19 protein-coding genes are annotated in these 25254 nt (G+C 45.8%); 7 read left to right on the plus strand and 12 right to left on the minus strand.

All coding sequences use genetic code 11. The features are described from left to right. Window positions 1-28: 28 nt before the first annotated feature. The 5 genes from carB to gloB form a co-directional block, all read right to left on the minus strand. Window positions 29-3292 (minus strand): carbamoyl-phosphate synthase large subunit, encoded by a 3264-nt coding sequence (carB, locus tag QMF28_RS05330; protein WP_281741501.1) that lies wholly within the window; start codon window positions 3290-3292, stop codon window positions 29-31. Further along, window positions 3292-4479: a glutamine-hydrolyzing carbamoyl-phosphate synthase small subunit gene (gene carA / locus QMF28_RS05335; protein WP_281741502.1), complete on the minus strand. Its 1188-nt coding sequence runs from the start codon at window positions 4477-4479 to the stop codon at window positions 3292-3294. Before carA ends, carB begins: the two co-directional genes overlap by 1 nt. Window positions 4480-4724: 245 nt before the next feature. Next, window positions 4725-6608 (minus strand): propionate--CoA ligase, encoded by a 1884-nt coding sequence (locus tag QMF28_RS05340; protein WP_281741503.1) that lies wholly within the window; start codon window positions 6606-6608, stop codon window positions 4725-4727. 33 nt (window positions 6609-6641) lie between these two features. After that, window positions 6642-8075 (minus strand): transglycosylase SLT domain-containing protein, encoded by a 1434-nt coding sequence (locus QMF28_RS05345; protein ID WP_281741504.1) that lies wholly within the window; start codon window positions 8073-8075, stop codon window positions 6642-6644. Continuing rightward, window positions 8075-8884 (minus strand): hydroxyacylglutathione hydrolase, encoded by an 810-nt coding sequence (gene gloB / locus QMF28_RS05350; RefSeq protein ID WP_281741506.1) that lies wholly within the window; start codon window positions 8882-8884, stop codon window positions 8075-8077. Before gloB ends, QMF28_RS05345 begins: the two co-directional genes overlap by 1 nt. Window positions 8885-8920: 36 nt before the next feature. On the opposite strand from gloB, the gene QMF28_RS05355 reads away from it, so the two are divergent. From QMF28_RS05355 to dnaQ, 5 genes are all read left to right on the plus strand, one after another. After that, on the plus strand, window positions 8921-9709 hold the full coding sequence (locus tag QMF28_RS05355) for a class I SAM-dependent methyltransferase (RefSeq protein ID WP_281741508.1): 789 nt from the start codon (window positions 8921-8923) through the stop codon (window positions 9707-9709). A 9-nt stretch (window positions 9710-9718) separates the two neighbouring features. Then, window positions 9719-10171, plus strand: a complete 453-nt coding sequence (gene rnhA / locus QMF28_RS05360; protein WP_281741509.1) for a ribonuclease HI — start codon at window positions 9719-9721, stop codon at window positions 10169-10171. Window positions 10172-10281: 110 nt separating this feature from the next. Continuing rightward, the gene (locus tag QMF28_RS05365) at window positions 10282-11595 is read left to right on the plus strand and encodes an efflux RND transporter periplasmic adaptor subunit (protein ID WP_281741511.1); all 1314 of its coding nucleotides are present in this window, start codon (window positions 10282-10284) and stop codon (window positions 11593-11595) included. Then, window positions 11592-14690 carry an efflux RND transporter permease subunit gene (locus QMF28_RS05370; protein WP_281741512.1) on the plus strand — a complete coding sequence of 1033 codons (3099 nt, stop codon included), beginning with the start codon at window positions 11592-11594 and terminating at the stop codon, window positions 14688-14690. The genes QMF28_RS05365 and QMF28_RS05370 overlap by 4 nt, the downstream gene beginning before the upstream one ends. Continuing rightward, complete coding sequence (gene dnaQ / locus QMF28_RS05375; protein ID WP_281741513.1) at window positions 14690-15400, plus strand: DNA polymerase III subunit epsilon; 711 nt, start codon at window positions 14690-14692, stop codon at window positions 15398-15400. The genes QMF28_RS05370 and dnaQ overlap by 1 nt, the downstream gene beginning before the upstream one ends. 8 nt (window positions 15401-15408) lie before the next feature. Here the strand turns inward: dnaQ and QMF28_RS05380 are convergent, their stop codons facing one another. Both QMF28_RS05380 and QMF28_RS05385 read right to left on the minus strand, forming a co-directional pair. Continuing rightward, window positions 15409-16500: a tartrate dehydrogenase gene (locus QMF28_RS05380; protein WP_216861934.1), complete on the minus strand. Its 1092-nt coding sequence runs from the start codon at window positions 16498-16500 to the stop codon at window positions 15409-15411. Between the two features lie 49 nt (window positions 16501-16549). Continuing rightward, the gene (locus QMF28_RS05385) at window positions 16550-17212 is read right to left on the minus strand and encodes a SprT family zinc-dependent metalloprotease (protein WP_281741514.1); all 663 of its coding nucleotides are present in this window, start codon (window positions 17210-17212) and stop codon (window positions 16550-16552) included. A 77-nt stretch (window positions 17213-17289) separates the two neighbouring features. Between QMF28_RS05385 and QMF28_RS05390 the strand changes: the two genes are divergently transcribed. Next, complete coding sequence (locus QMF28_RS05390; RefSeq protein ID WP_281741516.1) at window positions 17290-18600, plus strand: amidase; 1311 nt, start codon at window positions 17290-17292, stop codon at window positions 18598-18600. Between the two features lie 8 nt (window positions 18601-18608). Here QMF28_RS05390 and QMF28_RS05395 read toward each other — a convergent pair whose 3' ends face one another. After that, window positions 18609-19583 carry a Bug family tripartite tricarboxylate transporter substrate binding protein gene (locus QMF28_RS05395; protein ID WP_281741518.1) on the minus strand — a complete coding sequence of 325 codons (975 nt, stop codon included), beginning with the start codon at window positions 19581-19583 and terminating at the stop codon, window positions 18609-18611. Window positions 19584-19612: 29 nt separating this feature from the next. Continuing rightward, window positions 19613-20734 carry an NADH:flavin oxidoreductase/NADH oxidase gene (locus QMF28_RS05400; protein WP_281741520.1) on the minus strand — a complete coding sequence of 374 codons (1122 nt, stop codon included), beginning with the start codon at window positions 20732-20734 and terminating at the stop codon, window positions 19613-19615. A 162-nt stretch (window positions 20735-20896) separates the two neighbouring features. Here QMF28_RS05400 and QMF28_RS05405 point away from each other — a divergent pair, with 162 nt between their 5' ends. Continuing rightward, entirely contained in the window at window positions 20897-22417 is a 1521-nt protein-coding gene (locus QMF28_RS05405) for a CoA-acylating methylmalonate-semialdehyde dehydrogenase (protein ID WP_068323011.1), read from the plus strand. Window positions 22418-22487: 70 nt separating this feature from the next. On the opposite strand, the gene QMF28_RS05410 is transcribed toward QMF28_RS05405, so the two are convergent. From QMF28_RS05410 to nuoN, 3 genes are all read right to left on the minus strand, one after another. Then, the gene (locus QMF28_RS05410) at window positions 22488-22973 is read right to left on the minus strand and encodes a DUF1178 family protein (protein WP_281741521.1); all 486 of its coding nucleotides are present in this window, start codon (window positions 22971-22973) and stop codon (window positions 22488-22490) included. A gap of 65 nt (window positions 22974-23038) precedes the next feature. Then, entirely contained in the window at window positions 23039-23638 is a 600-nt protein-coding gene (locus tag QMF28_RS05415; protein ID WP_281741522.1) for an NUDIX domain-containing protein, read from the minus strand. 113 nt (window positions 23639-23751) lie between these two features. Beyond that, on the minus strand, window positions 23752-25251 hold the full coding sequence (gene nuoN / locus QMF28_RS05420) for an NADH-quinone oxidoreductase subunit NuoN (RefSeq protein WP_281741523.1): 1500 nt from the start codon (window positions 25249-25251) through the stop codon (window positions 23752-23754). Window positions 25252-25254 lie beyond the last annotated feature (3 nt).

The raw sequence follows: 25254 nt of genomic DNA on the forward strand, positions 1-25254 counted from the left end.
AAAATTACGCATAAAAACTGATTTTAGATTAAATAAGCGTCCGATGTAAGTTTTGCAATGAATAGACCTCGAGCGACTCTAACTTGCCATTTTGAGATGCCAATAAACCATCCATTACTGCACGTGCCGCACTAATGGTTGTGTAGTAAGTCACACCATTAGCCTGAGCACTGGTACGAATAGACCTAGAGTCAGCAATGGCAGTGCGGGTTTCATCCACAGTAGTGAATACCAAAGAAATTTCGCCATTCTTGATGAAATCAACAATGTGAGGACGTCCATCCTTGACCTTATTTACCACTCTTACAGGCAATCCAGCCGCTTCAATTGCAGCGGCAGTACCCTTTGTAGCGACCATTGGGAAACCGAGCTGATGCAATAACTTGGCAACTTCAATCGCCTTTGGCTTATCGCTATCCTTTACAGTCAAAAGAACAGTTCCGCTCTTAGGTAGCTTAATGCCTGCACCCAATTGAGACTTGAACAAGGCCTCGCCAAAGGTTTTACCAACACCCATCACCTCACCAGTTGAGCGCATTTCTGGCCCAAGGATTGGATCGATACCAGGGAATTTATTAAATGGGAATACCGCTTCTTTCACAGAGAAGTATGGAGGTTTCACTTCAGCAGTAATGCCTTGCTGAGCAAGCGTTTGACCAACCATACAACGAGCAGCTATCTTAGCCAGTTGTAAACCAGTGGCTTTGGAAACGAAAGGCACGGTGCGGGAAGCGCGTGGATTTACTTCAAGAACATAGATAACATCATTGCCATCTACATTTTGTATAGCAAATTGAACGTTCATTAGACCAATAACATTCAATCCCTTGGCCATAGCTGCAGTTTGACGCTTAATTTCTTCTACTGTTTTATCGGATAAAGAATAAGGGGGCAAGGAACAGGCTGAGTCACCAGAGTGAACGCCGGCTTGTTCAATATGCTCCATAACGCCACCGATGAATACTTTTTCGCCATCACTAATACAGTCAACATCACACTCGATCGCATCATTTAAGAAGCGATCTAGCAAAACAGGAGAGTCATGGGAGACTTTGACAGCTTCTCGCATATAGCGCTCTAGGTCACGTCCATCATGAACGATCTCCATGGCACGACCACCCAAAACATAGGAAGGACGCACAACTAATGGATAACCAATTTCTTCAGCTAACTTGAGAGCCTCTTCTTCGGTACGCGCAGTGCGATTTGGTGGTTGACGTAAGCCCAAGTCTTGCAATAATTTTTGGAAGCGTTCACGATCTTCTGCGGCATCAATCATGTCAGGTGATGTGCCGATAATCGGAACGCCGTTACGCTCAAGATCCAATGCCAGCTTCAAAGGAGTTTGACCGCCGTACTGGACGATGACGCCCTTTGGCTTTTCCTTGGCTACGATCTCAAGAACATCCTCAAGAGTTAATGGCTCAAAGTACAAACGATCAGACGTATCGTAATCAGTTGAAACTGTTTCAGGATTGCAGTTGACCATAATGGTTTCGTAACCATCATCGCGCATTGCTAAGGCCGCATGTACACAGCAATAGTCAAACTCAATGCCTTGACCAATTCTATTCGGGCCACCACCCAGAACCATAATCTTGTCTTTATTGGTTGGGTTGGACTCGCACTCACCATGCTCAGCTTCATAGGTTGAATACAAATACGCAGTATTTGTTGAGAACTCAGCAGCGCAGGTATCCACACGTTTATAGACAGGGACCACCTTTAAGCGGTGACGTGCAGCACGAACGGAGGCAGCATCAATACCAAGTAACTTTGCTAAACGACGATCAGAGAAGCCCTTCTGTTTCACAAAGCGTAGCTCTGGGGCAGTAAGACTGTCAATTTTGCGTTGCTTTAACTCAGCTTCAATCGTAATGAGCTCTTCGATTTGCTCTAAGAACCAAGGGTCAACTTTGGTTTCTGAATAAATCTCATCAAGACCCATGCCCATACGGAAAGCATCGGCCAAATACCAAATACGGTCTGGGCCCGGCTCATTAATTTCGTTAATGATGTCATCGAGATCTGTAGACACTTCATCCAGACCATCGACACCGACTTCTAAGCCGCGCAACGCTTTTTGGAATGACTCTTGGAAGGTGCGGCCAATAGCCATCACTTCTCCAACAGATTTCATTTGAGTGGTTAAGCGTGAGTCTGCTTGCGGGAACTTCTCGAACGCGAAGCGTGGAATTTTTGTTACTACATAGTCGATTGATGGCTCAAAAGATGCTGGCGTTGCTCCACCAGTAATATCATTTTTAAGTTCATCTAATGTGTATCCAACCGCTAATTTGGCTGCTATCTTTGCAATTGGGAAACCAGTTGCTTTGGAGGCCAATGCAGATGAACGCGAAACCCGTGGATTCATCTCAATGACAATCATGCGACCATCAACTGGGTTGATCGAGAACTGAACGTTTGATCCACCAGTGTCAACACCGATTTCTCGTAATACTGCAATCGATGCGTTACGCATGATTTGATATTCTTTATCAGTCAAAGTTTGCGCAGGAGCAACGGTAATGGAGTCACCCGTATGAACTCCCATTGGGTCTAAGTTTTCAATCGAGCAAACAATGATGCAGTTGTCATTGCGATCACGCACCACTTCCATCTCAAACTCTTTCCAACCAAGCAAAGATTCCTCGATGAGAAGTTCGCGAGTTGGGGATAAATCGAGACCGCGTTTGCAAATCTCTTCAAATTCTTCGCGGTTATAAGCAATACCGCCACCAGATCCACCCATGGTGAATGACGGGCGAATAACAACCGGGAATCCTGAGCTGCCTGTTTCCTGTTGTATACGCTGTTGCACTTCGTGCGCTTCGTCCATCGAGTGCGCAATACCAGACTTGGCAGAGCCTAGACCAATCTTGGTCATGGCCTCTTTAAATTTCTGACGATCTTCCGCTTTGTCAATCGCTTCAGGAGATGCACCAATAAGCTCGCATCCGTATTTTTCTAACACGCCATGACGATGCAGATCTAATGCGCAGTTCAGTGCTGTTTGACCACCCATCGTTGGCAATATCGCATCTGGTTTTTCAGTGGCAATAATGCGCTCTACCACTTCCCAAGTAATCGGCTCAATGTAAGTCACATCAGCCATTTCAGGATCTGTCATGATGGTCGCAGGATTACTATTTACCAATATGACTTTGTAACCCTCGTCACGCAGCGCTTTACATGCTTGAGCGCCAGAATAGTCAAACTCACAAGCCTGACCAATCACAATTGGCCCTGCACCAATAATCAGAATGCTCTTAATGTCGCTACGCTTAGGCATTATTTGCCCTCCTTCTTGCTGGCAGCATTCATGAGCTCCACAAAACGATCAAATAAATAGGCAATGTCATGAGGTCCAGGTGAGGCCTCAGGATGTCCTTGGAAACACAGGGCCGGCTTATCTTTCCAAGCCAAACCTTGTAAAGAACCATCAAACAAAGAAACATGGGTTACACGAATACTGTCCGGCAATGTATTGGCATCAACTGCAAAACCATGGTTCTGAGAAGTAATTGCCACACGACCAGTATCCAAATCTTTCACTGGGTGGTTTGCGCCATGGTGACCAAACTTCATCTTCAACGTTTTTGCACCAGCAGCAAGACCCATAATTTGATGGCCTAAGCAGATACCAAAAGTTGGAACACCTTTTTCAATGATTTCTTTTGCAGCAGTAATTGCGTAATCACATGGACCGGGATCTCCAGGGCCATTCGAAAAGAAGACGCCATCAGGGTTCATAGCCAACACTTCAGCTGCACTAGTTTGTGCTGGCACTACCGTCAATTGACAGCCACGCTCAGCAAGCATGCGAAGAATATTGCGCTTCACACCAAAGTCATAAGCAACAACTTTCTTAACTGGCTTGCTTGTATCTAGGCCTCTATATGCAGGCTTGCCATTAGGACCGTGCAGATCCCATTCAGCTTCACGCCACTCATAAGACTTATTAGTTGTAACTACCTTAGCAAGGTCCAACCCTGACATACCTGGAAAAGCCTTGGCAAGCTCAAGAGCCTGTTTGCCTAAAGTCTCATAATCATCGCCCACCTTGCCGGCAACGATTGCGCCTGATTGGGCGCCTTTGTCTCGCAAAATTCTGGTGAGCTTACGAGTATCGATTCCAGCAATGCCTAAAACACCAGCTTTAGTGAGGTAGCTATCAAGAGAGTCTTCCGAGCGGAAGTTAGATACGCGCTTTGGGAGGTCTTTAATGACTAATCCCGCTGAATGTATTTGATCGGATTCTGCATCCTGAGCGTTCACACCGACGTTACCAATATGGGGGTAAGTCAAAGTAACAATTTGCCGTGAGTAGCTAGGATCAGTAATGATCTCCTGATATCCAGTCAACGCTGTATTGAAAACAACTTCGCCGGTAGTTTCGCCTGGGGCGCCAATACTGAATCCGGGAAATAAAGTGCCGTCGGCTAAGGCCAACACGGCTGGGGGAAAAGAAGGAAGCAAGGGTGACAAACCATCTCCAGTCCCTGCTCCATCCGACGCTCAAAACCCTCAAAAAGACCAACCCGAGGATGTTTTTGCGGGAGGTGAGTGTCTTTAAGCGCTAGGGTATTTAATTAGTTTCGAACCTTGCAATCATACCATTTCTGCTCGTAAACCCTTGAATATCCAGTCAAATGGGGCTTACAAAGGAGAAAGCCCCTCCAACCTGATGGCTGGCGGAGCTTTTTGGCCAAGATTAAGGGTTTTTAAGCCTTAGCGCTTTGCTCAATAATGGTCTTAATTTGAGCCAATACGGCCTGGTCGTCCATGGTGCTGATATCACCAGGATCACGACCCTCGGCAACGGCCTGGAGCGCGCGGCGCACAATCTTGCCTGAACGCGTTTTTGGCAGTGCCGTGACAATGTAAACACGACCTGGGCGAGCAATAGCACCTAGAGTTGTATCTACAGTTTTCATACATTCCGCTTCTAAGGTGGCGATATTTGAGGCGTCCTTAGGGATCACGAAAGCAATCGCAGCCTGACCTTTAAGCTTGTCCTCAATACCTACTACTGCTACCTCTGAAATATTGGGATGGCTAGAAATGCTCTCTTCAATTTCGCGAGTACCCAAACGATGTCCGGCAACGTTAATGACGTCATCTGTTCGACCAAGAATGAAGAAGTAACCATCCTTGTCTTTGATACCCCAGTCGAAGGTCGAATAAATTAACTTGCCTGGAATAGTTTCCCAATAGGTGCTGACAAAACGCTTATCGTCACCCCAAACCGTTTGCATACAGCCTGGAGGCAATGGCCCTTCGATGGCGATAACCCCTTTTTGATCTGGACCCAACTCTTCAGATGTAGCGTCATCAAGCAACTTCATGTTGTAGCCAAATGATGGCACACCTGGTGAGCCAAATTTATGCGGCATCACTTCTACGCCACGTTGAATTGCCAGCATCGGCCAGCCAGTCTCTGTTTGCCAGTAGTTATCGACAATCGGCTTATTAATAGCGCCATGAATCCAACTTGCAGTTGGCTCATCCAAAGGCTCGCCAGCCAAAAACAATGCACGTAATTTAGAAAGATCATGTTTAGTCAAGAATGAAGGATCTTGTTTCTTGAGCACACGAACTGCTGTTGGCGCAGAGAACATGACAGAAACTTTATATTTATCTACCAGCTCCCACCAGATACCAGCATCAGGACGCAAAGGTGTGCCCTCATACATGATTGTGGCCATGCCTGAAAGTAATGGCGCATAAATAATGTAGCTATGACCAACCACCCAGCCAATGTCTGAGGTGCAGAACATTGTCTCGCCTGGATTGCCAGTGAAAATATGCTTCATCGAAGCAGCGAGCGCAACAGCATAACCACCGGTATCACGTTGCACACCTTTTGGTTTTCCTGTCGTGCCAGATGTATACAAAATATAGGAAGGATGTGTAGCATCAACCCACTCAACTGGAACGACATCGTGGAGGTGCTTTTGACGCTCAGTTGCATAGTCCAAATCTCGTCCAGCAACAGTCGTGAACTCAGTTAAGCCACGGTTCACAATCAACACTTTTTCTGGCTTGTATTCAGCCAATGTGATTGCCTCATCCAATAATGGCTTATATGGAACTGCTTTGCCGCCACGCGCACCAGCTTCTGCAGTAACAATAAGCTTAGGTTTTGCATCATCAATTCGCGAAGCAAGGCTGTGTGATGCGAAGCCGCCAAATACAACAGAGTGAATTGCGCCAATACGAGCACAGGCCAACATTGCAAAACATGCTTCAGCAATCATTGGCATATAAATGAGCACACGATCGCCCTTTTGAATGCCATTTGCTTTATAGATTGCAGCCATACGATTAACTTCTTCGTATAGCTCTTTAAATGTGTAAGTTTTCTCTTGATTGGTTTCTGTTGAAACGGCAACTAGAGCGATTTGATCCGGGCGATCTTTGAGGTGGCGATCTACTGCGTTGTAGCAAAGATTTGTAAGTCCACCCTCAAACCATTTTGCAAATGGCGGGTTGTTGTAGTTCAGAACCTTATCGAATGGCTTTTCCCAGTGAATTAACTGCGCTTGCTCACCCCAAAATCCGTCTGGGTCTTTAATTGAGCGTTCGTGGTGTGCTTTATAGGACATGGTCAACCTGATTTCTTTAAAAAGTTACTGTAATTACTGGCTTTTGCTCGCCCCTTTACTGCCGTTGTTGCTATTGGAGGCGGCTGAATTACCATTTTTCGCAGATTTTGCAAGCCCTGTCGATGCGGATTTATGCTGAGATGCAGCATTTTTTTCAGAAGAATTACCCTTAGAGGGGGTTTTTCCTGTTGTTTTGCTTGTTGTAGCTGGGGCGCACTTTGCTGTCTTGCCACCTTTCCCGGTATTTACTGGTTTTGGGCACTTAGGCGTAGGCGGTGCGGGCTTCTCTAAGCTTAAGCTGGCATTTTCTGCCATGGCGGTCGATACATCTCCAGGACGGCGATTAGTTTTAGGAATCAATACCGTAGACCCTGAACGTATTCTCATTCCCCGCGGTATGCCGTTCACTTCTCTTAGGGTATCTACATCTACACCCAAGGTTTTCGCCGCTTGATCCACGCTTTCAGTCCTAGAGACTTGAACAGCCGTCCATGAAGAAAGCGGTTTGTCGTATTGCTTCAAGTTGGCCTGAAAGATTTCGGCATGAGCAAATGGCAAGAGGATTTGCTGATTTGCATTACTCAGAATGACTGGTTTGTTAAATGAGGGATTGAGGCTATGAAATTCATCCGAAGGAATTTCAGCCAATTTAATTACTAGGGCTACGTCAATATCACTCCCTACATCTACTGCAACAAAGTATGGATGGTTTTCAAGTTCTGGCAACACGATGCCATACGCTTGTGGATCCAAAACAATTTGACGATAGGCCATTAACTTAGGCACATAATTTCGGGTCTCGCGAGGTAAAGTCAGACTCTCATAATCTGTTGGTAATCCGGCTACAGCATTACGCTTTTGTGCTTTTGCAATATTCCCTGCGCCCCAGTTATATGCGGCTAATGCCAGCTCCCAGCTACCAAATTGGTTATGCAAGCGCTGCAAGTAATCTAATGCTGCATCAGTTGATTGAACTACATCTCGTCGCTCATCCCTAAATACGTTTTGCGTTAAGCGAAAATCTTTACCAGTGGCTGGCATAAATTGCCATAAGCCCACCGCTTTTGCGCTTGACTTAGCGTGCGTAACAAATGCGCTCTCTACAAATGGGAGCAACGCAATCTCAGTTGGCATATTTCGTGCATTGACTTCTTGAACAATGTAAAACAAATAGCGCGAAGAGCGCGTCATTGAACGATTGACATAATCAGGTCTAGCAGCGAGCCAACGGACTTGCTCAATTTCTAATGGCGTATTCATGGGCTCCATTTGGAAGCCATCACGGATGCGTATCCATAAGTTATCCGAAGGTGCGTATATCTTGCTTACCGATTGGTTTTTTAGGTTTACGCGAGTAGCTTTAGACGATTTTGGATTGGCCTTTGTTGGGGTATCAGATGACCAATCTCCGGTGCCGGCACAACCACTCAAGAAAGCAACAATCAATGCTGCATAAAGCATGCGCATCAGAAGCGATCTTTCCAAGCACGAATAACTGCTAGGACGTGAGCGGGGCTTGGCAGCTCCACCTGCCCTGAAACCTCTTTTGCCATTGCAATCACTTCAGGCTGATCACAGCGCATAAAAGGGTTAACTTGCAGCTCTTGACCGATCGTAGTGGGAAGCGTAGGCACCCCCTGCTCTCGTAAAGATTTCGCCTGCTCTGCCCATGCAACTAAATTATGGTTATTAGGTTCAACAGCCAATGCAAAGCGAATATTAGATAAGGTGTATTCGTGCGTACAGTAAACCAAAGTATTTTTTGGCAACGCAGCAAACTTACTTAAAGATTCACTCATCTGAGTAGGTGTGCCCTCAAACAATCTTCCGCAACCAGAGGCAAATAAAGTATCCCCACAGAACAACATAGGCTCTACAACGTTAGCCTGCATATTGGCAAAATAAGCAATATGGCTCAGGGTATGGCCGGGCACTTCAAATATTTTCAAGCTAATTCGTGGAGAAGCAATTTCAATTTTGTCGTCTTGCATTGCAACCACAGTTCGACCGGGAATGTTATCTCCCACTGGCCCGTAGACAGGAATATTGGATCCTAACTTTTCCAGTAAGGACAAAATTCCACCCGTATGGTCAGCGTGGTGATGCGTAATTAAGATTCCCTTGAGAGCTAATTTATTTGCCTTTAGAAATTCAAGGGTCGGCTCAGCATCCCCCGGATCGACAACCAATGCATTGCTACCATCGTGAATGCACCAAATGTAGTTATCATCAAAGGCCGGTATGGGCCAGACTTGCAATAAAGTATTCTTATCCATGTACTCATGATACCAACCCCTCCCATCCCCTCTCAGATGCCTGCACCCCCATGGAGCTCTTGGGAAAAGTGGCTCCAATCCCCTCCAGGTCGCTATGTGCTCAATTGGGAGCAGCAATGCTTTGATCAAATCGTTGCCGATGTCTTTGGGTTTCATGCTGTCCAAATTGGCTTGCCACAAATGAACACGCTTAGCGAGAATCGGATGCCCTTGCAGGCACTTCTGATTCACTCAAACGATAATCTCTCTGATGCTGCTCGATTTAACTGGCATTTAATAGAAGCTAGCCCTACTGAACTCCCTTTTGCTAGCGAGAGCCTGGATTTAATAGTTCTCCCACATGTTTTGGAATTTGCATCCGATCCCCATCAGATACTTCGAGAAGTGGATCGAGTGCTACGACCAGAAGGTCGCCTAATCATCTCCGGCTTTAATCCAGCTAGCCTGTGGGGTGCTCGACAATATCTCAGTAGATTGATTGGCACACCTTATCTTCCAAGGGATGGTCAATTCATCAGCCTCATTCGCATTAAAGATTGGCTTGAGCTTCTCAATTTCTCTCTCGATCGCGGCCACTTTGGATGCTACAAATTTCCCCTACAGGGGGAGGCTGTTATGGGTAAGATGAATTTCCTTGAAAAGATGGGGAATCGTTGGTGGCCAATATTTGGGGCAGTTTTCCTGGTTTCGGCTATCAAGCGCCAGCAAGGAATGTGCCTCATCGGCCCAGCTTCTCTAGTCCGAATTCCGGCAATTAAGCAACTAAGCCCCGCTGCGGAACGAAGTAATCTGCAAAAACGTCTCAAGAGCAACAATAACCAGTAAATTATTGCTATGCCGCATACCAAACACCCCCATATCGTGATTTATACCGATGGAGCCTGCAAAGGAAACCCCGGACCTGGTGGTTGGGGCGCTGTTTTGCGTTCAGGCGGGCACGAAAAACATATCCATGGCGGTGAAAAACTAACAACTAATAACCGCATGGAAATTTGTGCGGTTATTTTTGCCCTAAAGGCTTTAAAGCAACGCAGTACGGTCGAGCTTTGGACTGACTCCCAATATGTCCAAAAGGGTGTTACGGAATGGCTGGAGGGATGGAAAAGGCGCGGTTGGAAAACAGCCGGTAGGGATCCCGTCAAAAATGCGGATCTTTGGCAGGAGTTAGACTCCCTGCTCCCAAGCCATGACATCTCCTGGCACTGGGTAAGAGGTCATAACGGCCACCCTGGGAATGAGCTGGCAGACCAATTGGCCAATAAAGGCGTCGAAGAATTTCTACCCTAGGCCAACGCCCTTCGGCGACCACCTTTTAAGGCATCTTATGAGAGAATGGTCCTGCTTTAAATAGCCCAGAAACAGCATATAAACCCTAGAAAACCAAGAAAAACGAGTCTGTGTCAAAAATTGAATCCTCCCTTGATAAGTTGTTAGGCAAGCTCGTGCAACTGAAGGATGCAGGCAAGTCTCGTTTATGCACGCTTTGGAACAAATATTTGCCTCAGGTTGATAGGCTTAAAGACATTAATTACGCCTCTATCAAGGCGTTCGTCAAACGTTTTAAGTGGCGCATTTTGATCGTTTTGATGCTGCTGTATGCGGGATCAAAAACATACGATTATTTTTTCCCAGCTGGTAAGAAAGCTGGCGGCCCTCAAACGATTACTAGCATTGTGGTTGAAAAAAAGGATGTACCACTGATCATCGAGGCAACCGGCACGATTGTATCCAATAGTATTGTTGATATTCGCCCTATGGTGACCAATACTGTTACTAAAATTCACATCAAAGACGGGCAGGACGTTACTGAGGGTCAGCTGCTTTTCAGTCTTGATGATCGCAACGATAAGGCCAATTATCAAAGACTAAAGGCTTTGGCTGATGATGCTGAGAAGCAGTATTTGCGAGCAAAGGAATTGGTAGCCAAAAATTTCATATCCAAAGCAGGTCTAGAAACCTCTCTTGCAAATGCAAAATCAGCTCAAGCAGCAGCTCGTTCTGCAGAAGTGCAACTTTCCTTCGACTCAATACGCTCCCCTATTAATGGTCGCGCTGGGATTATTAACGTGTTTCCAGGCTCTTTTGTACAGGCAAGCAATGCAGTCATTAGCTCAACTACAGCTTCCGCCACCACTACTACCGGATCAATGGTCACCATTACTCAATTGAACCCTATTAACGTTCAATTTGTTATTCCAGAAAAAGATATCCCAATAATTTTGGAAAACAAAAAGGCTGATGAACCCTTAAAAGTTAAAGTTACCGTTGGGAATTCTGGCAAGACTACCTACGAAGGCCAGGTATTAGTGATTGACAACCAAGTGGACCCAGCAATTGCCGCAGTGAGAGTCAAGGCGCAAATTTCTAATGAGAAAATGGAGATCTTGCCTGGTCAATTTGCCCGCGTCTCATTAAATGCCAACACATTAAAAGACGCAATTGCAGTTCCAACACAAGCTATTGTGATTAGCCCAACAGGTCGCCTGGTATATGTTGTAGATAAGGATGACAAAGTAACCGCGAAGCCAGTAAAGGTTACATATGAATACCAGGGCACCTCAGTAGTTACAGGTATACAAGCTGGTGACCGCATTGTTGTTGAAGGCAAGCAGAATTTACGAACTGGCAGCAAAGTACGCGAGGCTAAGGCTGGCAAAGGCCCAGCTCCTGATGCTCCTGCAAACAATAATTCTGCTACAGAGCAAAAATGACGCTTTCTGAGTTATGTATTAGACGCCCCGTCATGACGGTGTTGCTATCTATTGCAACCGTCATTGCTGGAAGCGTAGCGTATTTCAAAATTCCAGTAGCCGCCCTACCGAGTTTTAATACACCAATTATTTCGGTCACTGCAAGTCTGCCAGGAGCAGCGCCAGAAAATATGGCATCCGCAGTTGCGTTGCCGCTTGAGAAAGAATTCTCAACAATCGATGGCATCAAGGTCATTAGCTCAACCAATTCACTTGGCTCTACTAGCATCACCCTTGAATTCAATAATGATCGCGATATTGATAAGGCAGCAGTAGATGTGCAAGCAGCTCTCTTGCGCGCACAAAGACGCTTGCCTATTGAAATGACGGTACCGCCCTCTTATCGAAAAATTAATCCTGCAGATACGCCAGTATTAATTGTCCGTATGAGCTCCCCATCTATTAGCCTCTCGGAGATGAATGCCTATGCCGAGAATCTAATGGCACCGAATTTATCGACTATTTCAGGCGTATCTCAGGTTTCTGTTTACGGCGCAAAGCGCTATGCAGTTCGTGTCAGCGTAAGACCAGATGCATTAGGCAACCGCAACATTACGATGGATGAAGTGGCTGCTGCAATCAATAAAGCCAATACGAATAGTCCTGTTGGCACTCTAGACGGCCCACGACAACTCATTACCATCTATGCAAATCCTCAATTAGTTAAGGCAGAAGAGTTTGGCAACCTCATCATTGCGCAGCGAAATGGATATCCAATCTATCTTAAGGATGTGGCAGATGTACAAGAAAGCTACGAAGATGTAAAAACTTTTGCCTCAGCAAAAGGCGAAAGATCGATTGCGATTGGTATTAACAGACAACCAAATGCCAATACGGTTGAAGTGGTTGATTCGATTAAACGCTTATTGCCCTCGCTTCAAGCGCAGATGCCTGACTCGATTCAGCTGACACTCATCAACGATCGCTCACTCTCGATTATTGAGTCTATTCATGACGTTAATATCACCCTCCTTTTCACTATTGCATTAGTGATTCTGGTGATATTCCTGTTCCTTAAGCATGTATCAGCAACAATTATTCCATCAATTAGCCTGCCTATTTCCTTAATTGGCGCCTTTTTTGTTTTCTACTTCTTGGGCTACAGCCTTGATAACATCTCCCTTTTAGGTATCACGCTAGCTGTTGGCCTGGTTGTTGACGATGCGATTGTTGTTTTAGAGAACATCATGCGTTACGTTGAGCAAGGCATGGATCCGCTTAAGGCTGCACTTAAGGGAAGTAAAGAAGTCGGCTTTACTATTATTTCCATTTCCCTGTCCCTGGTGGCAGTCTTCATTCCGCTCTTCTTTATGGCGGGACCGATTGGCCTACTCTTCAGAGAATTTGCGGTTGTCGTTACCCTCTCCATTTTGGTTTCTGCCGTTGTTTCACTGACAGTAGTACCAATGCTTTGCAGTCGTTATTTACCAAAGCCTGACCACAAACCAAAAGAATATGGAATTACCAAGAAATTTGATCGCCTCTTCGATTGGACTTTAAAGGGATACGTTCACTTTTTAGACTTAGCCTTAGTCAATCGCAAAAAGGTGCTGTGGGGAGCAATTGCTAGCTGCGTCATTACAGTTGCCCTCTTTGTTTATAGCCCTAAAGGTTTCTTCCCCGAAGAAGATATTGGTCAATTGCGAGTTACGGTTGAAGCCTCAGAGGACACTTCGTTTAAAACGATGATTGCCTTGCAAGATCAAGCAGCCAAAATCGTTGATAGCGACCCTAACGTTGCGACATCGATCTCTATTTTGGGCGGCGGACAAAGCTCAGGGCGCAATACCGGTCGGTTCTTCATTATTTTGAAGCCAAAAGGCGAGCGTCAAAAAATGAGCAAGGTAATGGAAGGTCTTCGAACGAAGTTCAGAGAAATTCCTGGCATCCAGGTTTACATGAGCCCTGTGCAGAATTTACAACTAGGCGGACGAAGCAGTAAGAGCCGTTATCAGTTCACCTTGCAAAGTGTTGGCTTTGAGGGTGTAAATGAATGGGCTGACAAGTTATTGCAAAAGATGCGTACCGATCCGATCTTTAGAGATGTGACAAGCGATTCGCAACTCAAGGGCCTTAACGTCAAAATTGATATTGATCGAGAAAAAGCTGCAAGCGCTGGTGTATCTATTTCCGATATACGAACAGCCCTCTACTCTTCATTTGGCGAGCGCCAAGTGTCCACCATTTACACGCCAGTTAACACCTACTACGTCATTCTCGAAACGGCAGAGGATGATAGGCAGTTTGAAACAGACTTAAATAAAGTTTATGTCCGAGGCAGAGCTACTGACAAACTCATACCCCTATCTAGCTTAGCTAGCTTTGTGAGAACGGTTGGACCAACTGCTGTAAATCATCAAGGTCAAATTCCTGCTGTAACGATTTCCTTTAACTTGGCCCCAGATGTCTTTTTGGGTGATGCAACCAAAGCGATAGATCGGTTTGTAAAAGAGGTTGACTTACCACCCTCTATCATTACAAGTTATGGCGGCGATGCCGCTGTATTTAAAGACAATCAATCGGGCCAAGTAATCTTGTTACTGGCAGCTTTAGGTGTAATTTATATTCTGCTTGGCGTTTTATACGAGAGCTACATACATCCACTCACCATTTTGGCTGGACTACCTTCTGCTGCTATTGGAGCAATCTTAGCCCTGCGTATTTTTGGTTTTGAGCTCACCATCGTTGCTTCAATTGGCATCCTACTTCTGATTGGCATTGTTAAGAAGAATGCGATCTTGATGATTGACTTTGCCTTAGATGCGCAACGCAATCAAGGCATGAGCCCAGAGAAAGCAATTAGAGAGGCTTGCATCTTGCGCTTTAGGCCCATCATGATGACCACCATTGCCGCTTTGATGGGTGCGCTTCCAATTGCACTCGGCCTTGGTGCTGGAGCAGAGTTACGCCAACCCTTGGGTATTAGTGTTGCCGGCGGATTGATATTCTCTCAATTTGTAACACTCATCATTACGCCGGTAATTTATCTTTACCTGGATAAATATGCAGGCAATGGTCCAATGGATATTCCGCCTGCCGTTCTAGAGGGGACCTAATGCGTCAAGTTATTCTCGATACCGAAACTACAGGCTTAAATCCTGCTACGGGTGACCGCATCATTGAAATTGGTTGTGTTGAAATGGTTGGTCGTCGCTTAACAGATAGAACCTTTCATTACTACATCAATCCAGAGCGTGATATTGATGCGGGAGCCTTTGCGGTACACGGTCTCTCAAGAGAGTTTTTATCTGATAAACCAATTTTTGCAAATATTGTTGAGCAGCTTATTGAGTTTGTAGATGGCGCTGAAATCGTGATTCATAACGCAGCCTTCGACTTGGGATTTTTAGATAACGAGTTCGCCCTCTTAAAACGTCCACCGTTCCGTAATCTAGCATCAAAAGTTACCGATACCTTGCTCGATGCACGTCAAATGTTTCCAGGCAAAAGAAATTCACTAGATGCCCTATGCGAGCGCTTTTCTATTAGCAATAAGCATCGCACTCTGCACGGCGCTTTACTGGATGCCCAGCTTTTGGCTGAAGTCTATGTAGCAATGACTAGAGGTCAAGAGGATCTGTCCATTGATCTCATTGATTACACGGTAGGCGCAGACTCCTCCGGTCACACCAAAGCCCTGCCGACTAATTTAAAAGTTCTATCTGCATCAGAGGATGATTTACTCAGTCATGAAAAGATCCTTGCTGAAATTGCCAAGGCAAGTAAAAAGGACTCCGTTTGGAGTCCTTTAAGTACCGCAAGTTGAGTATCCAATTAGATTGCTGCTGCAATCGCCTTGCCTAAATCATCAGTCTTAGCTGTTCCGCCTAGATCAGGCGTCAAAGGTGCATTTCCAGGGCCAGAGGCCAATACCTTTTCAATAGCCGTAAATATAGCTTTGCCAGCCTCTGGATAGCCAAGGTGATCGAGCATCATCGCCCCGCTCCAAATTTGACCAATCGGATTAGCAATCATTTTGCCAAAGATGTCAGGCGCAGAACCATGTACAGGTTCAAACAATGATGGGAACTTGCCTTCTGGATTAATACTTCCCGATGGCGCTACGGCAATCGTACCGGTACAAGCAGGACCTAAGTCAGAAAGAATGTCGCCAAATAAATTAGATGCAACAACCACATCAAAACGATCTGGATTCATAACAAAGTGTGCCGCCAGAATATCAATGTGATACTTGTCTGCTCTAACATCAGCAAACTTCTTCGACATTGCTTCTACGCGCTCATCCCAGTATGGCATCGTGATAGCAATACCGTTTGACTTCGTAGCTGAAGTGAGGTGCTTCTTAGGGCGACTTTGTGCCAGATCAAATGCATATTGCAAAATACGGTCCACGCCCTGTCTTGTGAAAACGGATTCCTGAATAACAATCTCACGGTCCGTATCTGGGAACATTTTTCCACCAACACTAGAGTATTCGCCTTCAGTATTCTCACGTACGACAAAGAAATCAATATCACCAGGCTTGCGATTAGCTAATGGGCAAGGAACACCCGGCAGCAAGCGCACTGGACGTAAATTGACATATTGATCAAAGCCGCGGCGGAACTGAATCAAGCTGCCCCACAAAGAAACGTGGTCAGGAAGAATGTCCGGCATTCCAACTGCGCCAAAGAAGATTGCGTCGTACTTCATTAAAGTATCAAACCAATCATCAGGCATCATTTTGCCGTGCTTAAGATAGTAATCACAACTTGCAAAGTCAAAGTGATCAAACTGCATTCCGAGATTAAATTTACGATTGGCAGCCTCAAGTGCGCGGACGCCCTCGGGCATAACTTCTTTACCAATTCCATCTCCAGGAATAACGGCAATCTTTGGATTCTTAAAAATTTTCTTTGCGTTCATGGGTTGCTTGTCTCTTTTTATTTTTGGTGAATGTGAATTTTACAAATTTCTAGCTAATTGCGCGGCGGATCTCATCCGGTGCTTTCTTACTACCTTTTTCTACGGAATCTGTATCGTAATCAGTGGTATTTTCAATTGTCTCTGGAACCGCTTCTAGCATGCGAATATTATCTTTTGGGCAAATTGGTGCGCCATAACTAACCCATTTTTTAAGTAAGGTAACCTCATAGCCGCATTGACTGCATTTAGCTTTGCTGCGACTAGCATTGCTCGGCCTAGGAGGCGGAAAGACGATGGCTTGATGTGGGTATGGACCCAGCTCCTGGCTAATCATCATTAGCTTTACAGTTAGCTCTTCTGTGGCATGCGCCATGCGGGCTGGGCCTTCTAAACCGACCGTCTGAGCAATACCCTTGAAATCCTCACCATGGCCACTAAAACAGTCATCTACGGCATGGCAAAGCTCATGCACCAAGGTATCCAAAAGTTGTACCGGCTCATCTAATTTAGGGGAGATAAAAATCTCATTAACACCACCACCAGATCGCTCACGAGGCCAACATTGACCGAGCGTTGTTCTGGGGCTGCTGGAGGCTGGAAAGCCGCAAGAAACCCTTACCGGAGGGATTGCGTAACCCGCCTTTGAAAATACTGGCTCCAAATGCCTTACGGCATCCTCAAGCCATGCTTCACGTACTGTATGTTGCTTCATCTAACTTATCTTCTATCGAATTTCTGGGACAAAAAGCTTAAATTGCGATCATACGCCACCATAAGTAGAATGAACCAATGAAAGATCTAGAAAGCCTCAGCGCCTCCCAAGCCATTAAAGCCCTCTCAAAAAGGGAGATAAAGGCCACTGATTTACTGCTCTCCTGTCTCGATCGCATAGGACAACGGGAGAATCATGTAAAGGCTTGGACGAGCCTTGGCAAGGAAAATGCCTTAACGCGTGCCAAAGAGCTGGATAAGGGGGTCTTTAAAGGTATTTTGCATGGCCTACCTATCGGTGTGAAAGATCTATATGACACCTATGATTTGCCGACCTCTTACGGCTCGCCCATCTACGCCAATCACTATCCAGTAACCGATGCCGTCTCAATTGCATTAATACGACAGGCAGGAGGCATCATTCTCGGCAAAACAGTTACTACAGAGTTGGCATCATTTAAAAGTGGTCCAACAACAAATCCGCATAATTCAGGGCATACGCCCGGAGGATCCTCAAGCGGCTCTGCTGCAGCGGTTGCCGACTTCATGGTGCCACTAGCGACTGGTAGTCAAACAGCTGGCTCAATGATTCGTCCAGCATCCTATTGTGGCGTAGTAGGCTTTAAACCGAGCTTAGGTAAAGTCAGTATCGCGGGCGTGAAGAGCCTATCGGTCTCATTGGATACTTTGGGATGCTTTGGCAGGACTGTAGAGGATGTAGGGTTGGGTGTGGCAGCCATGAGCGGTGATCATCGTCTTGCAAAGATTGAGGCGCTACATAACAAGCCCCGCATTGCCATTTGCAAGACTTCAAACTGGTCTCTTGCCCATCAGGAAACTGCAACTGCAATGGCGGTAGCACGGCATGCGGCGGAGCGCATTGCTAAATCCACTGTTGTGGACTTAAAACTGCCTAAATCCTGTGATGGCATCACGCAAGTACAAACTCGCATCATGCTCTCTGAAATGTCTCGAAGCTTTCTATTTGAGCGAACCCACTATCCAAAAAAATTAAGCTTGATCTTGAGCAAACAACTCACTGACGGTGCTGCAATTAGTTATGAGCAGTATGCAAAAGATTTACTGTTTGCAGGCAACGCAAAATCATCCATCTACGCACTATTCAATGATGAGGTTGATCTATTGATAGCTCCCAGCACCACTGGTGAAGCGCCTGATTTAAAGAAAGGGACTGGTGATCCTGTCTTCTGTCGAGAATGGACCCTCTTGGGATTGCCATGTATCAACATCAATGTAGCTAGTGGGCCTAACGGCTTACCCGTTGGCGTGCAGCTGATAGCTGGACCAGGAAAAGACCATTTTCTTTTAAGCGCAGCAAGAGCTTTCGTACATGCCCTGCCTGATCCCACATTAAGAGATCAGGCATAGAGCAAGCATCAGTCAAGCGTAATGTTTGCTGCTTTAATTGCTTTACCCCAGAAAGGAATTTCTTTCTTCACTAAAGCATCAGTTTGCGCTGGATTGAGATAACGCAACTCTACTCCAGCCGCATCCGAACGCTCTTTTACTTCTGGTAAAGCCAAACTTTGTTTTACTGAGTTCGTCAGTTTTGTAATTACAGGTGCGGGTGTACCTGCTGGTGCATATAAGGCAACCCAAGACTCTAGCTGAAACGAAGGAAGGCCTGCTTCTGCAGTGGTTGGCACATTAGGCATGCCGGGATGACGATTTTTTCCAGTAACAGCCAAGCCTTTTAATTTACCGCTTTGTACATGCTGCATCAAAGAAGGCGGTGTACTAATAAATACTTGAACCTGCCCTGCCAATACATCTTGAATTGCAGGCCCCGACCCCTTGTAAGGAACGTGCACCATTTCTACACCAGTTGTTTGCTTGAAGATCTCGGTACCAATATGAGAAACCGAGCCATTACCTTGTGATGCGTAATTTAATTTACCTGGATTTGCCTTTGCGTAAGCAATGAACTCCTTCAGGTTATTGACCGGCACAGATGGGTGCACTGCAATCACATTGGTTGAGACAGTTAACAAAGCTACAGGAGAAAAATCCTTAATTGGATCCCAAGCTAGCTTGTCAAATAATGCAGGGTTGCCTACGTGGTATCCAGAATAAGAAATTAATAAAGTGTATCCATCAGGCTTTGCATTGGCGACATATTGATACGTAATATTTCCGCTGGCGCCTGGCTTGTTATCGACTACTACGGTTTGGCCAATCACTCTTGTCAATGGCTCGCTTAACAAACGCGCTGAGGTGTCAACCAATCCGCCTGGTGGATTAGGCACAACCAAAGTAATCGGTCTATCCGGAAATGATTGAGCAGATGCCAATCCCGCCAAGCCGAAGCTTAATACCGCTAATACATTTCCTATAACTCTATTTTTTTTCATCAGTGTCTCCAGATTTTTATTATTGAAACTTATCTTTGCCCAATTTTTACACTACCAAATACTGCTTGTGCTTCACGCGGCAAGCAGCGCCAATAACGCTCATTTGCTGTAACCGTTCCATCCAAAGCCGCAGCAGCCTCCCAAGCCCAACGTGGCTTGTATAAAAACGCCCTTGCTAATGCAATTAAATCTGCATCGCCCGCTTGCAAAATATCTTCAGCTTGCTGAGGCTCTGTAATTAAACCAACTGTCATGGTTGGCAAACCAGATTGGTCTTTAACAATCTTTGCAAACGGCACCTGATAGTTTGGGCCAATTGCAATTTTCTGCTTTGGAGAGATACCGCCTGAAGAGATATGAACAAAATCACAGCCTAATGGCTTCAGTCTCTGCGCAAAATCTGCAGTTTCTTCGGGCGTCCACCCTCCTTCAATCCAATCGCTAGCGGAAATTCGGATGCCAAGAACGCCCTGATAAGCAGCTCTTACAGCTGCAAATAGCTCCAGTGGAAAGCGGATTCGATTTTCAAACGAGCCGCCGTATTCATCGGTGCGTTGATTGGCAATCGGCGATAAAAATTGATGCAATAAATAACCATGTGCCCCATGAAGTTCAATCCCATCAATACCAATGCGATCTGCGCGCTTGGCTGATGCAACAAAATCAGCGATCAACTTCTTTAACTCATCTTTGCTTAATTCATGAGGTGGGCGCTCTCCGTCTAACTGAGGAATAGCTGAAGGCGCTAGCGTTTCCCAGCCACCTTGATCTTTGGCAAGCAGTTGACCACCATTCCAAGGAGTGGCACTAGAGGCTTTACGACCTGCATGAGCTAGCTGGATAAAAACTGGTACAGCGGGGGCCAAGGAGCGCGCTCGAGTTAATTTATCTTTTAGCGCTGCTTCTGTGCGGTCATCCCAGAGCCCTAAGCAAGCCGGGGTTATGCGGGCCTCCGGGCTAACGCCGGTTGCTTCAATAATGAAAAGTGCTGCGCCGCTATTGAGTAAATTACCCCAATGCATTAGATGCCAGTCTGTTGCCTCGCCGTTACTGGCTGAGTATTGGCACATTGGAGCCACCACTATGCGATTAGCCAGCTCGAGGGGTCCACGTGGCGAATTGAGGGTGTAGCTAGAGAATAAAAGACTCATTGAATACCTTAAAAAGCCCAAACAAGGGGCAAATATACGAAAATTGCCGTAAAGCTATAAAATAACTAAAAAGCAGAATAAACGAGATAGCAAAGTCGTGCAGGCCATAAAGCCAAGCGCCTTTTTTACTAATAATCCTATAAACACAAACCTCAAGAGACTATGAACGCACCCCAAGCCTTTGAATCAAAAGAAGATATTGGCCACTTTGTTGGCGGCAATGTAGTTAACCCTAAAGATGGCCGTTTTGCCGATGTATACAACCCTACTAAAGGGTCTGTAGCTCGTCGCGTCGCCCTTGCTAGTCGCAAGGAAGTAGATGCTGCTGTAGCAGTTGCGCAAAAAGCTTTTGAGACCTGGAGTCAAACTAGCCCACTACGACGTTCCCGTATCTTGTTTAAATACTTAGAGCTCTTAAACGCTAATCGCGATGAATTGGCTGCGATCATTACAGCAGAGCATGGCAAAGTATTTACCGATGCGCAAGGCGAAGTTACTCGTGGAATCGAAATTGTAGAATTTGCCACTGGCATTCCAGAATTACTCAAAGGTGATTACACCGAACAAGTTTCAACAGACATTGATAACTGGGTAATGCGTCAGCCATTAGGTGTTGTTGCTGGCATCACTCCATTTAACTTCCCAGTCATGGTGCCAATGTGGATGTTCCCAATGGCAATTGCTTGCGGCAATACATTCATTCTGAAGCCTAGTCCTACTGACCCAACTGCATCTCTATTTATGGCCAAGCTCCTCAAGGAAGCCGGCCTTCCTGATGGCGTATTTAACGTAGTTCAGGGCGACAAAGAGGCAGTGGATGCTTTGATTGAAAATCCAGATGTTAAGGCTGTGAGCTTTGTAGGTTCCACCCCAATTGCGAACTACATTTATGAGCGCTGCGCTCATTTCGGCAAGCGTTCTCAAGCATTAGGTGGGGCTAAGAATCACATGGTCATCATGCCTGACGCTGACATTGATAAAGCAATTGACGCATTGGTTGGCGCCGCTTACGGCTCAGCTGGCGAACGCTGCATGGCGATTTCAGTAGCAGTCTTGGTTGGTGACGTTGCTGAAAAGATCATGCCAAAACTGATCGAGCGCACTAAGACCTTAAAAGTGAAAAATGGCATGGAGCTTGATGCCGAAATGGGTCCAATCGTCTCTAAGGCGGCTCTTGAGCGCATTACTGGCTATATCGAAAGTGGCGTAGCTTCTGGCGCAAAACTATTGGTAGATGGTCGCGGCCTCAAAGTTCCTGGTAATGAAAATGGCTTCTTTATTGGCGGCACATTATTTGACAATGTCACCCCTGACATGAAGATCTACTTAGAAGAAATCTTTGGACCAGTATTGTCTTGCCTGCGCGTTGCTAACTTTACAGATGCGCTCAACCTAGTGAATTCTTGCGAATTCGGCAATGGCGTTGCTTGCTTCACTAGTGATGGCAATATTGCTCGTGAGTTTGCGCGTCGCGTTCAGGTGGGTATGGTTGGTATTAACGTACCTATTCCAGTCCCAATGGCGTGGCATGGTTTTGGTGGCTGGAAAAAATCCATCTTTGGCGATATGCATGCATATGGCAAAGAAGGCGTCCGTTTCTACACCAAGCAAAAGAGCGTAATGCAACGCTGGCCTGAAAGCATTGCTAAGGGCGCAGAATTTGTGATGCCTACTTCCAAGTAACTACTGGAAGTAATTAGCAAAAAAGCGATCTTCGGATCGCTTTTTTATTTGCTCGGTTTTTATAAGGCCGTTACTGAAGTGTATTTTTTAATGCTGGGATCATTGGCATTGATAGCACATCGATACCCTCTTCTCTTAAGGCCTCAGCCTCATCCAGAGTTGTCTGACCTCGAATGCTTCTCTCGGGAGATTCTTTGTAATGAATCTTTCTAGCTTCATCAGCAAAAGAATCGCCGACATCTTCGGAGCGGCCCATAAGCTCTCTCATACCCTTCAAGAAGGCTGCTTGGACTTGTGCCTCTAACTGGGAATGATCGCTACCAGTAAGCGCAACCACGCCTCCACTCAGATTCTCAGATTCAGCTTTAGGAATAGCCAGTTCTGTAGAAGATGATTTACCAATATGCGGTGCTGAAGGCATCCGGGTAATTTCGGTGCTGTCACAAACCGGACAAGCAAGCATCCCTTTGTCTTGCTGGACAAGACAATCCTCTTCCGAGGCAAACCACCCTTCAAAACGGTGATCTAACGGGCAAGCTAAGTTATAGACTTTCATAAAACGTATATAGGGGCAAAGGCGATAAATTCAATACCCCTATTTTAATCGGGTTTTGAACCAACCTATTCGATCGGGGTTGGCTTGACTAAGCCTCTGCGATAACGATCGAGCCAATAGGCTGAAATCGTTGTTTTAACGTCCGTAATCTCACCATCCTCAACCCACCCGATTAACTGCTCTAAGGGAGCCGCAAAGACGTCTAAGAACTCCTCATCGTCAAGATGACTCTTGCCAGGGACCAAGTCTTCAGCCAAGTAAATATCAATAAGCTCCGTGGAATAAGAAATCACCGGATGAATACGGCGGATATAGCTCCACTTCTTAGCTGTATAGCCCGTCTCTTCCTCGAGCTCTCTTTTGGCGCACAGAAGATGATCTTCACCAATCTCCAACTTGCCCGCTGGAATCTCAATACAAGCTTTTGCGATTGGGTAGCGATATTGGCGCTCAAGCAGTACCCTGCCATCATCAAGAATTGCAACAATAGCTACAGCTCCCGGATGAGTTAAATACTCACGAACAGCTTCTTCGCCATTCGGCAGGGCAATCTTGTCACGCTTCATTTTCAGGAAAATGCCACCATAAATATCTTCCCCAGAAATGCGCTCTTCGCGCAAATGAGAATCTCCTGATGGTAGATCTTGAAATGATTTTTCAGTCATTTACATATTCCTCTTGAAAATCGATGACTTCATCATACAAAATAGCCGTGACACTTCAATGTCATAAACAATAAAGGCTCCCTAAGGAGCCTTTATTTACGGTGGGCCTTGTATTAGGAGCCCAATAAAGTGCGACGCATAGCATCCAAGCATAGCCCCATTAATCCAGCGGGAACAATACCGATTGCCAATACCAGAATGCTATTTAAACCCAAGATGCCTTTAGCAAAGCCAGAGCCGCTAACGGTAATCTCATGCTCAGGCTCATCAAAGTACATTACCTTGACTACTCTGAGGTAGTAGAAAGCGCCGATCAAGGATGCAATCACAGCGATTACAGCCAAGAATGTATGCTCGGCATCAACCAGGGCCTCAAGAACGCCCAACTTAGCGGCAAAGCCTACTGTTGGCGGAATACCAGCCAAGGAGAACATCATCACAAGACCAATAAAGGCAAACCATGGGTGCTTCTTATTAAGACCTTTTAAGCCATCTAAAGTTTCGCAGTCGTAGCCCTTGCGTGACAGAACCATCAACAAACCGAAGGTGCCAAGAGTAGTCAAAACATAAGTAATGGCGTAGAACATTGCTGCGCTAAATGCATGGTCATCAAATACAGACAGCATACCTAAAAGAACAAAGCCCATTTGCGCAATAGCCGAGTAAGCCAACATACGCTTAACGTTAGTTTGAGCGATCGCAGTAATGTTACCCACAACTAGAGATAAGACTGCCAGCAATACCAACATCGGTTGCCAGTCGCCTAGCAACGGCAACAAAGTATTTACCAGCAAACGGAACAGCAATGCAAAAGCGGCCAACTTTGGAGCTGCGGCAATCATCAATGTAACTGCCGTTGGTGCACCTTGATATACATCAGGCACCCACATATGAAAAGGCACTACACCTAATTTAAATGCCAAGCCGGCTACGATAAATACCAAACCGAAAGCCATAACCAAGTGGTTAACTCTAGGATCAGCCACTACCTTGAAAATTTCAATGAGATCCAAAGAGCCAGTAACACCATAGAGCATAGACATGCCATACAGCAAGAAACCAGACGCCAATGCGCCCAAGATGAAATACTTGATACCAGCCTCAACACTCTTCTCACTGCTATGACGCATTGCTACTAAAGCGTAGGTTGGCAAAGCCATTAACTCCAGGCCGAGATACAGAGTCAATAGATTTGCGCCAGAGATCAATACGAATTGACCAAGCAAAGCGAGTAAAGCCAATACGATGAAGTCCGGACGGAATAAAGCGCGGTCCATCAAGTACTGCTTGGAGTAAATCAAACTTACCAATACAGCAATGCAAGAACATGCTTTAAGCAAGTTCGAGAAAGGATCAGACTGGAATAGCCCATTCATTGCGACTAAAGCTGGATCAGCCATACGGCCCACAAAAGCGAACACCAAGTAAACCAACAAAATGATTGTGAAGAAATAAACAAATCCAACGCCACGCGGAGTATGGAAAACGTCTTGCTCCACACCAGGAGCTGATATCACTCTTTCAGGAACGTAAACACTCGCAACCAGTAGTAAACAGGTTGCAATCAGTAAAACAAGTTCCGGCAGGATGGCGTATAGGTCGAATGCTTGCATTTG

It is taken from the genome of Polynucleobacter yangtzensis (assembly GCF_027924165.1).
In the GTDB taxonomy this organism is placed as follows: domain Bacteria; phylum Pseudomonadota; class Gammaproteobacteria; order Burkholderiales; family Burkholderiaceae; genus Polynucleobacter; species Polynucleobacter yangtzensis.

What these genes read in the sequence shown, in the direction of transcription:
- carB (WP_281741501.1), bottom strand. Translation starts at nt 3,292, where the DNA reads ATGCCTAAGCGTAGCGACATTAAGAGCATTCTGATTATTGGTGCAGGG.
- QMF28_RS05340 (WP_281741503.1), bottom strand. Translation starts at nt 6,608, where the DNA reads ATGTCCTATAAAGCACACCACGAACGCTCAATTAAAGACCCAGACGGA.
- QMF28_RS05345 (WP_281741504.1), bottom strand. Translation starts at nt 8,075, where the DNA reads ATGCGCATGCTTTATGCAGCATTGATTGTTGCTTTCTTGAGTGGTTGT.
- gloB (WP_281741506.1), bottom strand. Translation starts at nt 8,884, where the DNA reads ATGGATAAGAATACTTTATTGCAAGTCTGGCCCATACCGGCCTTTGAT.
- QMF28_RS05355 (WP_281741508.1), top strand. Translation starts at nt 8,921, where the DNA reads ATGCCTGCACCCCCATGGAGCTCTTGGGAAAAGTGGCTCCAATCCCCT.
- rnhA (WP_281741509.1), top strand. Translation starts at nt 9,719, where the DNA reads ATGCCGCATACCAAACACCCCCATATCGTGATTTATACCGATGGAGCC.
- QMF28_RS05370 (WP_281741512.1), top strand. Translation starts at nt 11,592, where the DNA reads ATGACGCTTTCTGAGTTATGTATTAGACGCCCCGTCATGACGGTGTTG.
- dnaQ (WP_281741513.1), top strand. Translation starts at nt 14,690, where the DNA reads ATGCGTCAAGTTATTCTCGATACCGAAACTACAGGCTTAAATCCTGCT.
- QMF28_RS05380 (WP_216861934.1), bottom strand. Translation starts at nt 16,500, where the DNA reads ATGAACGCAAAGAAAATTTTTAAGAATCCAAAGATTGCCGTTATTCCT.
- QMF28_RS05385 (WP_281741514.1), bottom strand. Translation starts at nt 17,212, where the DNA reads ATGAAGCAACATACAGTACGTGAAGCATGGCTTGAGGATGCCGTAAGG.
- QMF28_RS05390 (WP_281741516.1), top strand. Translation starts at nt 17,290, where the DNA reads ATGAAAGATCTAGAAAGCCTCAGCGCCTCCCAAGCCATTAAAGCCCTC.
- QMF28_RS05395 (WP_281741518.1), bottom strand. Translation starts at nt 19,583, where the DNA reads ATGAAAAAAAATAGAGTTATAGGAAATGTATTAGCGGTATTAAGCTTC.
- QMF28_RS05400 (WP_281741520.1), bottom strand. Translation starts at nt 20,734, where the DNA reads ATGAGTCTTTTATTCTCTAGCTACACCCTCAATTCGCCACGTGGACCC.
- QMF28_RS05405 (WP_068323011.1), top strand. Translation starts at nt 20,897, where the DNA reads ATGAACGCACCCCAAGCCTTTGAATCAAAAGAAGATATTGGCCACTTT.
- QMF28_RS05410 (WP_281741521.1), bottom strand. Translation starts at nt 22,973, where the DNA reads ATGAAAGTCTATAACTTAGCTTGCCCGTTAGATCACCGTTTTGAAGGG.
- QMF28_RS05415 (WP_281741522.1), bottom strand. Translation starts at nt 23,638, where the DNA reads ATGACTGAAAAATCATTTCAAGATCTACCATCAGGAGATTCTCATTTG.
- nuoN (WP_281741523.1), bottom strand. Translation starts at nt 25,251, where the DNA reads ATGCAAGCATTCGACCTATACGCCATCCTGCCGGAACTTGTTTTACTG.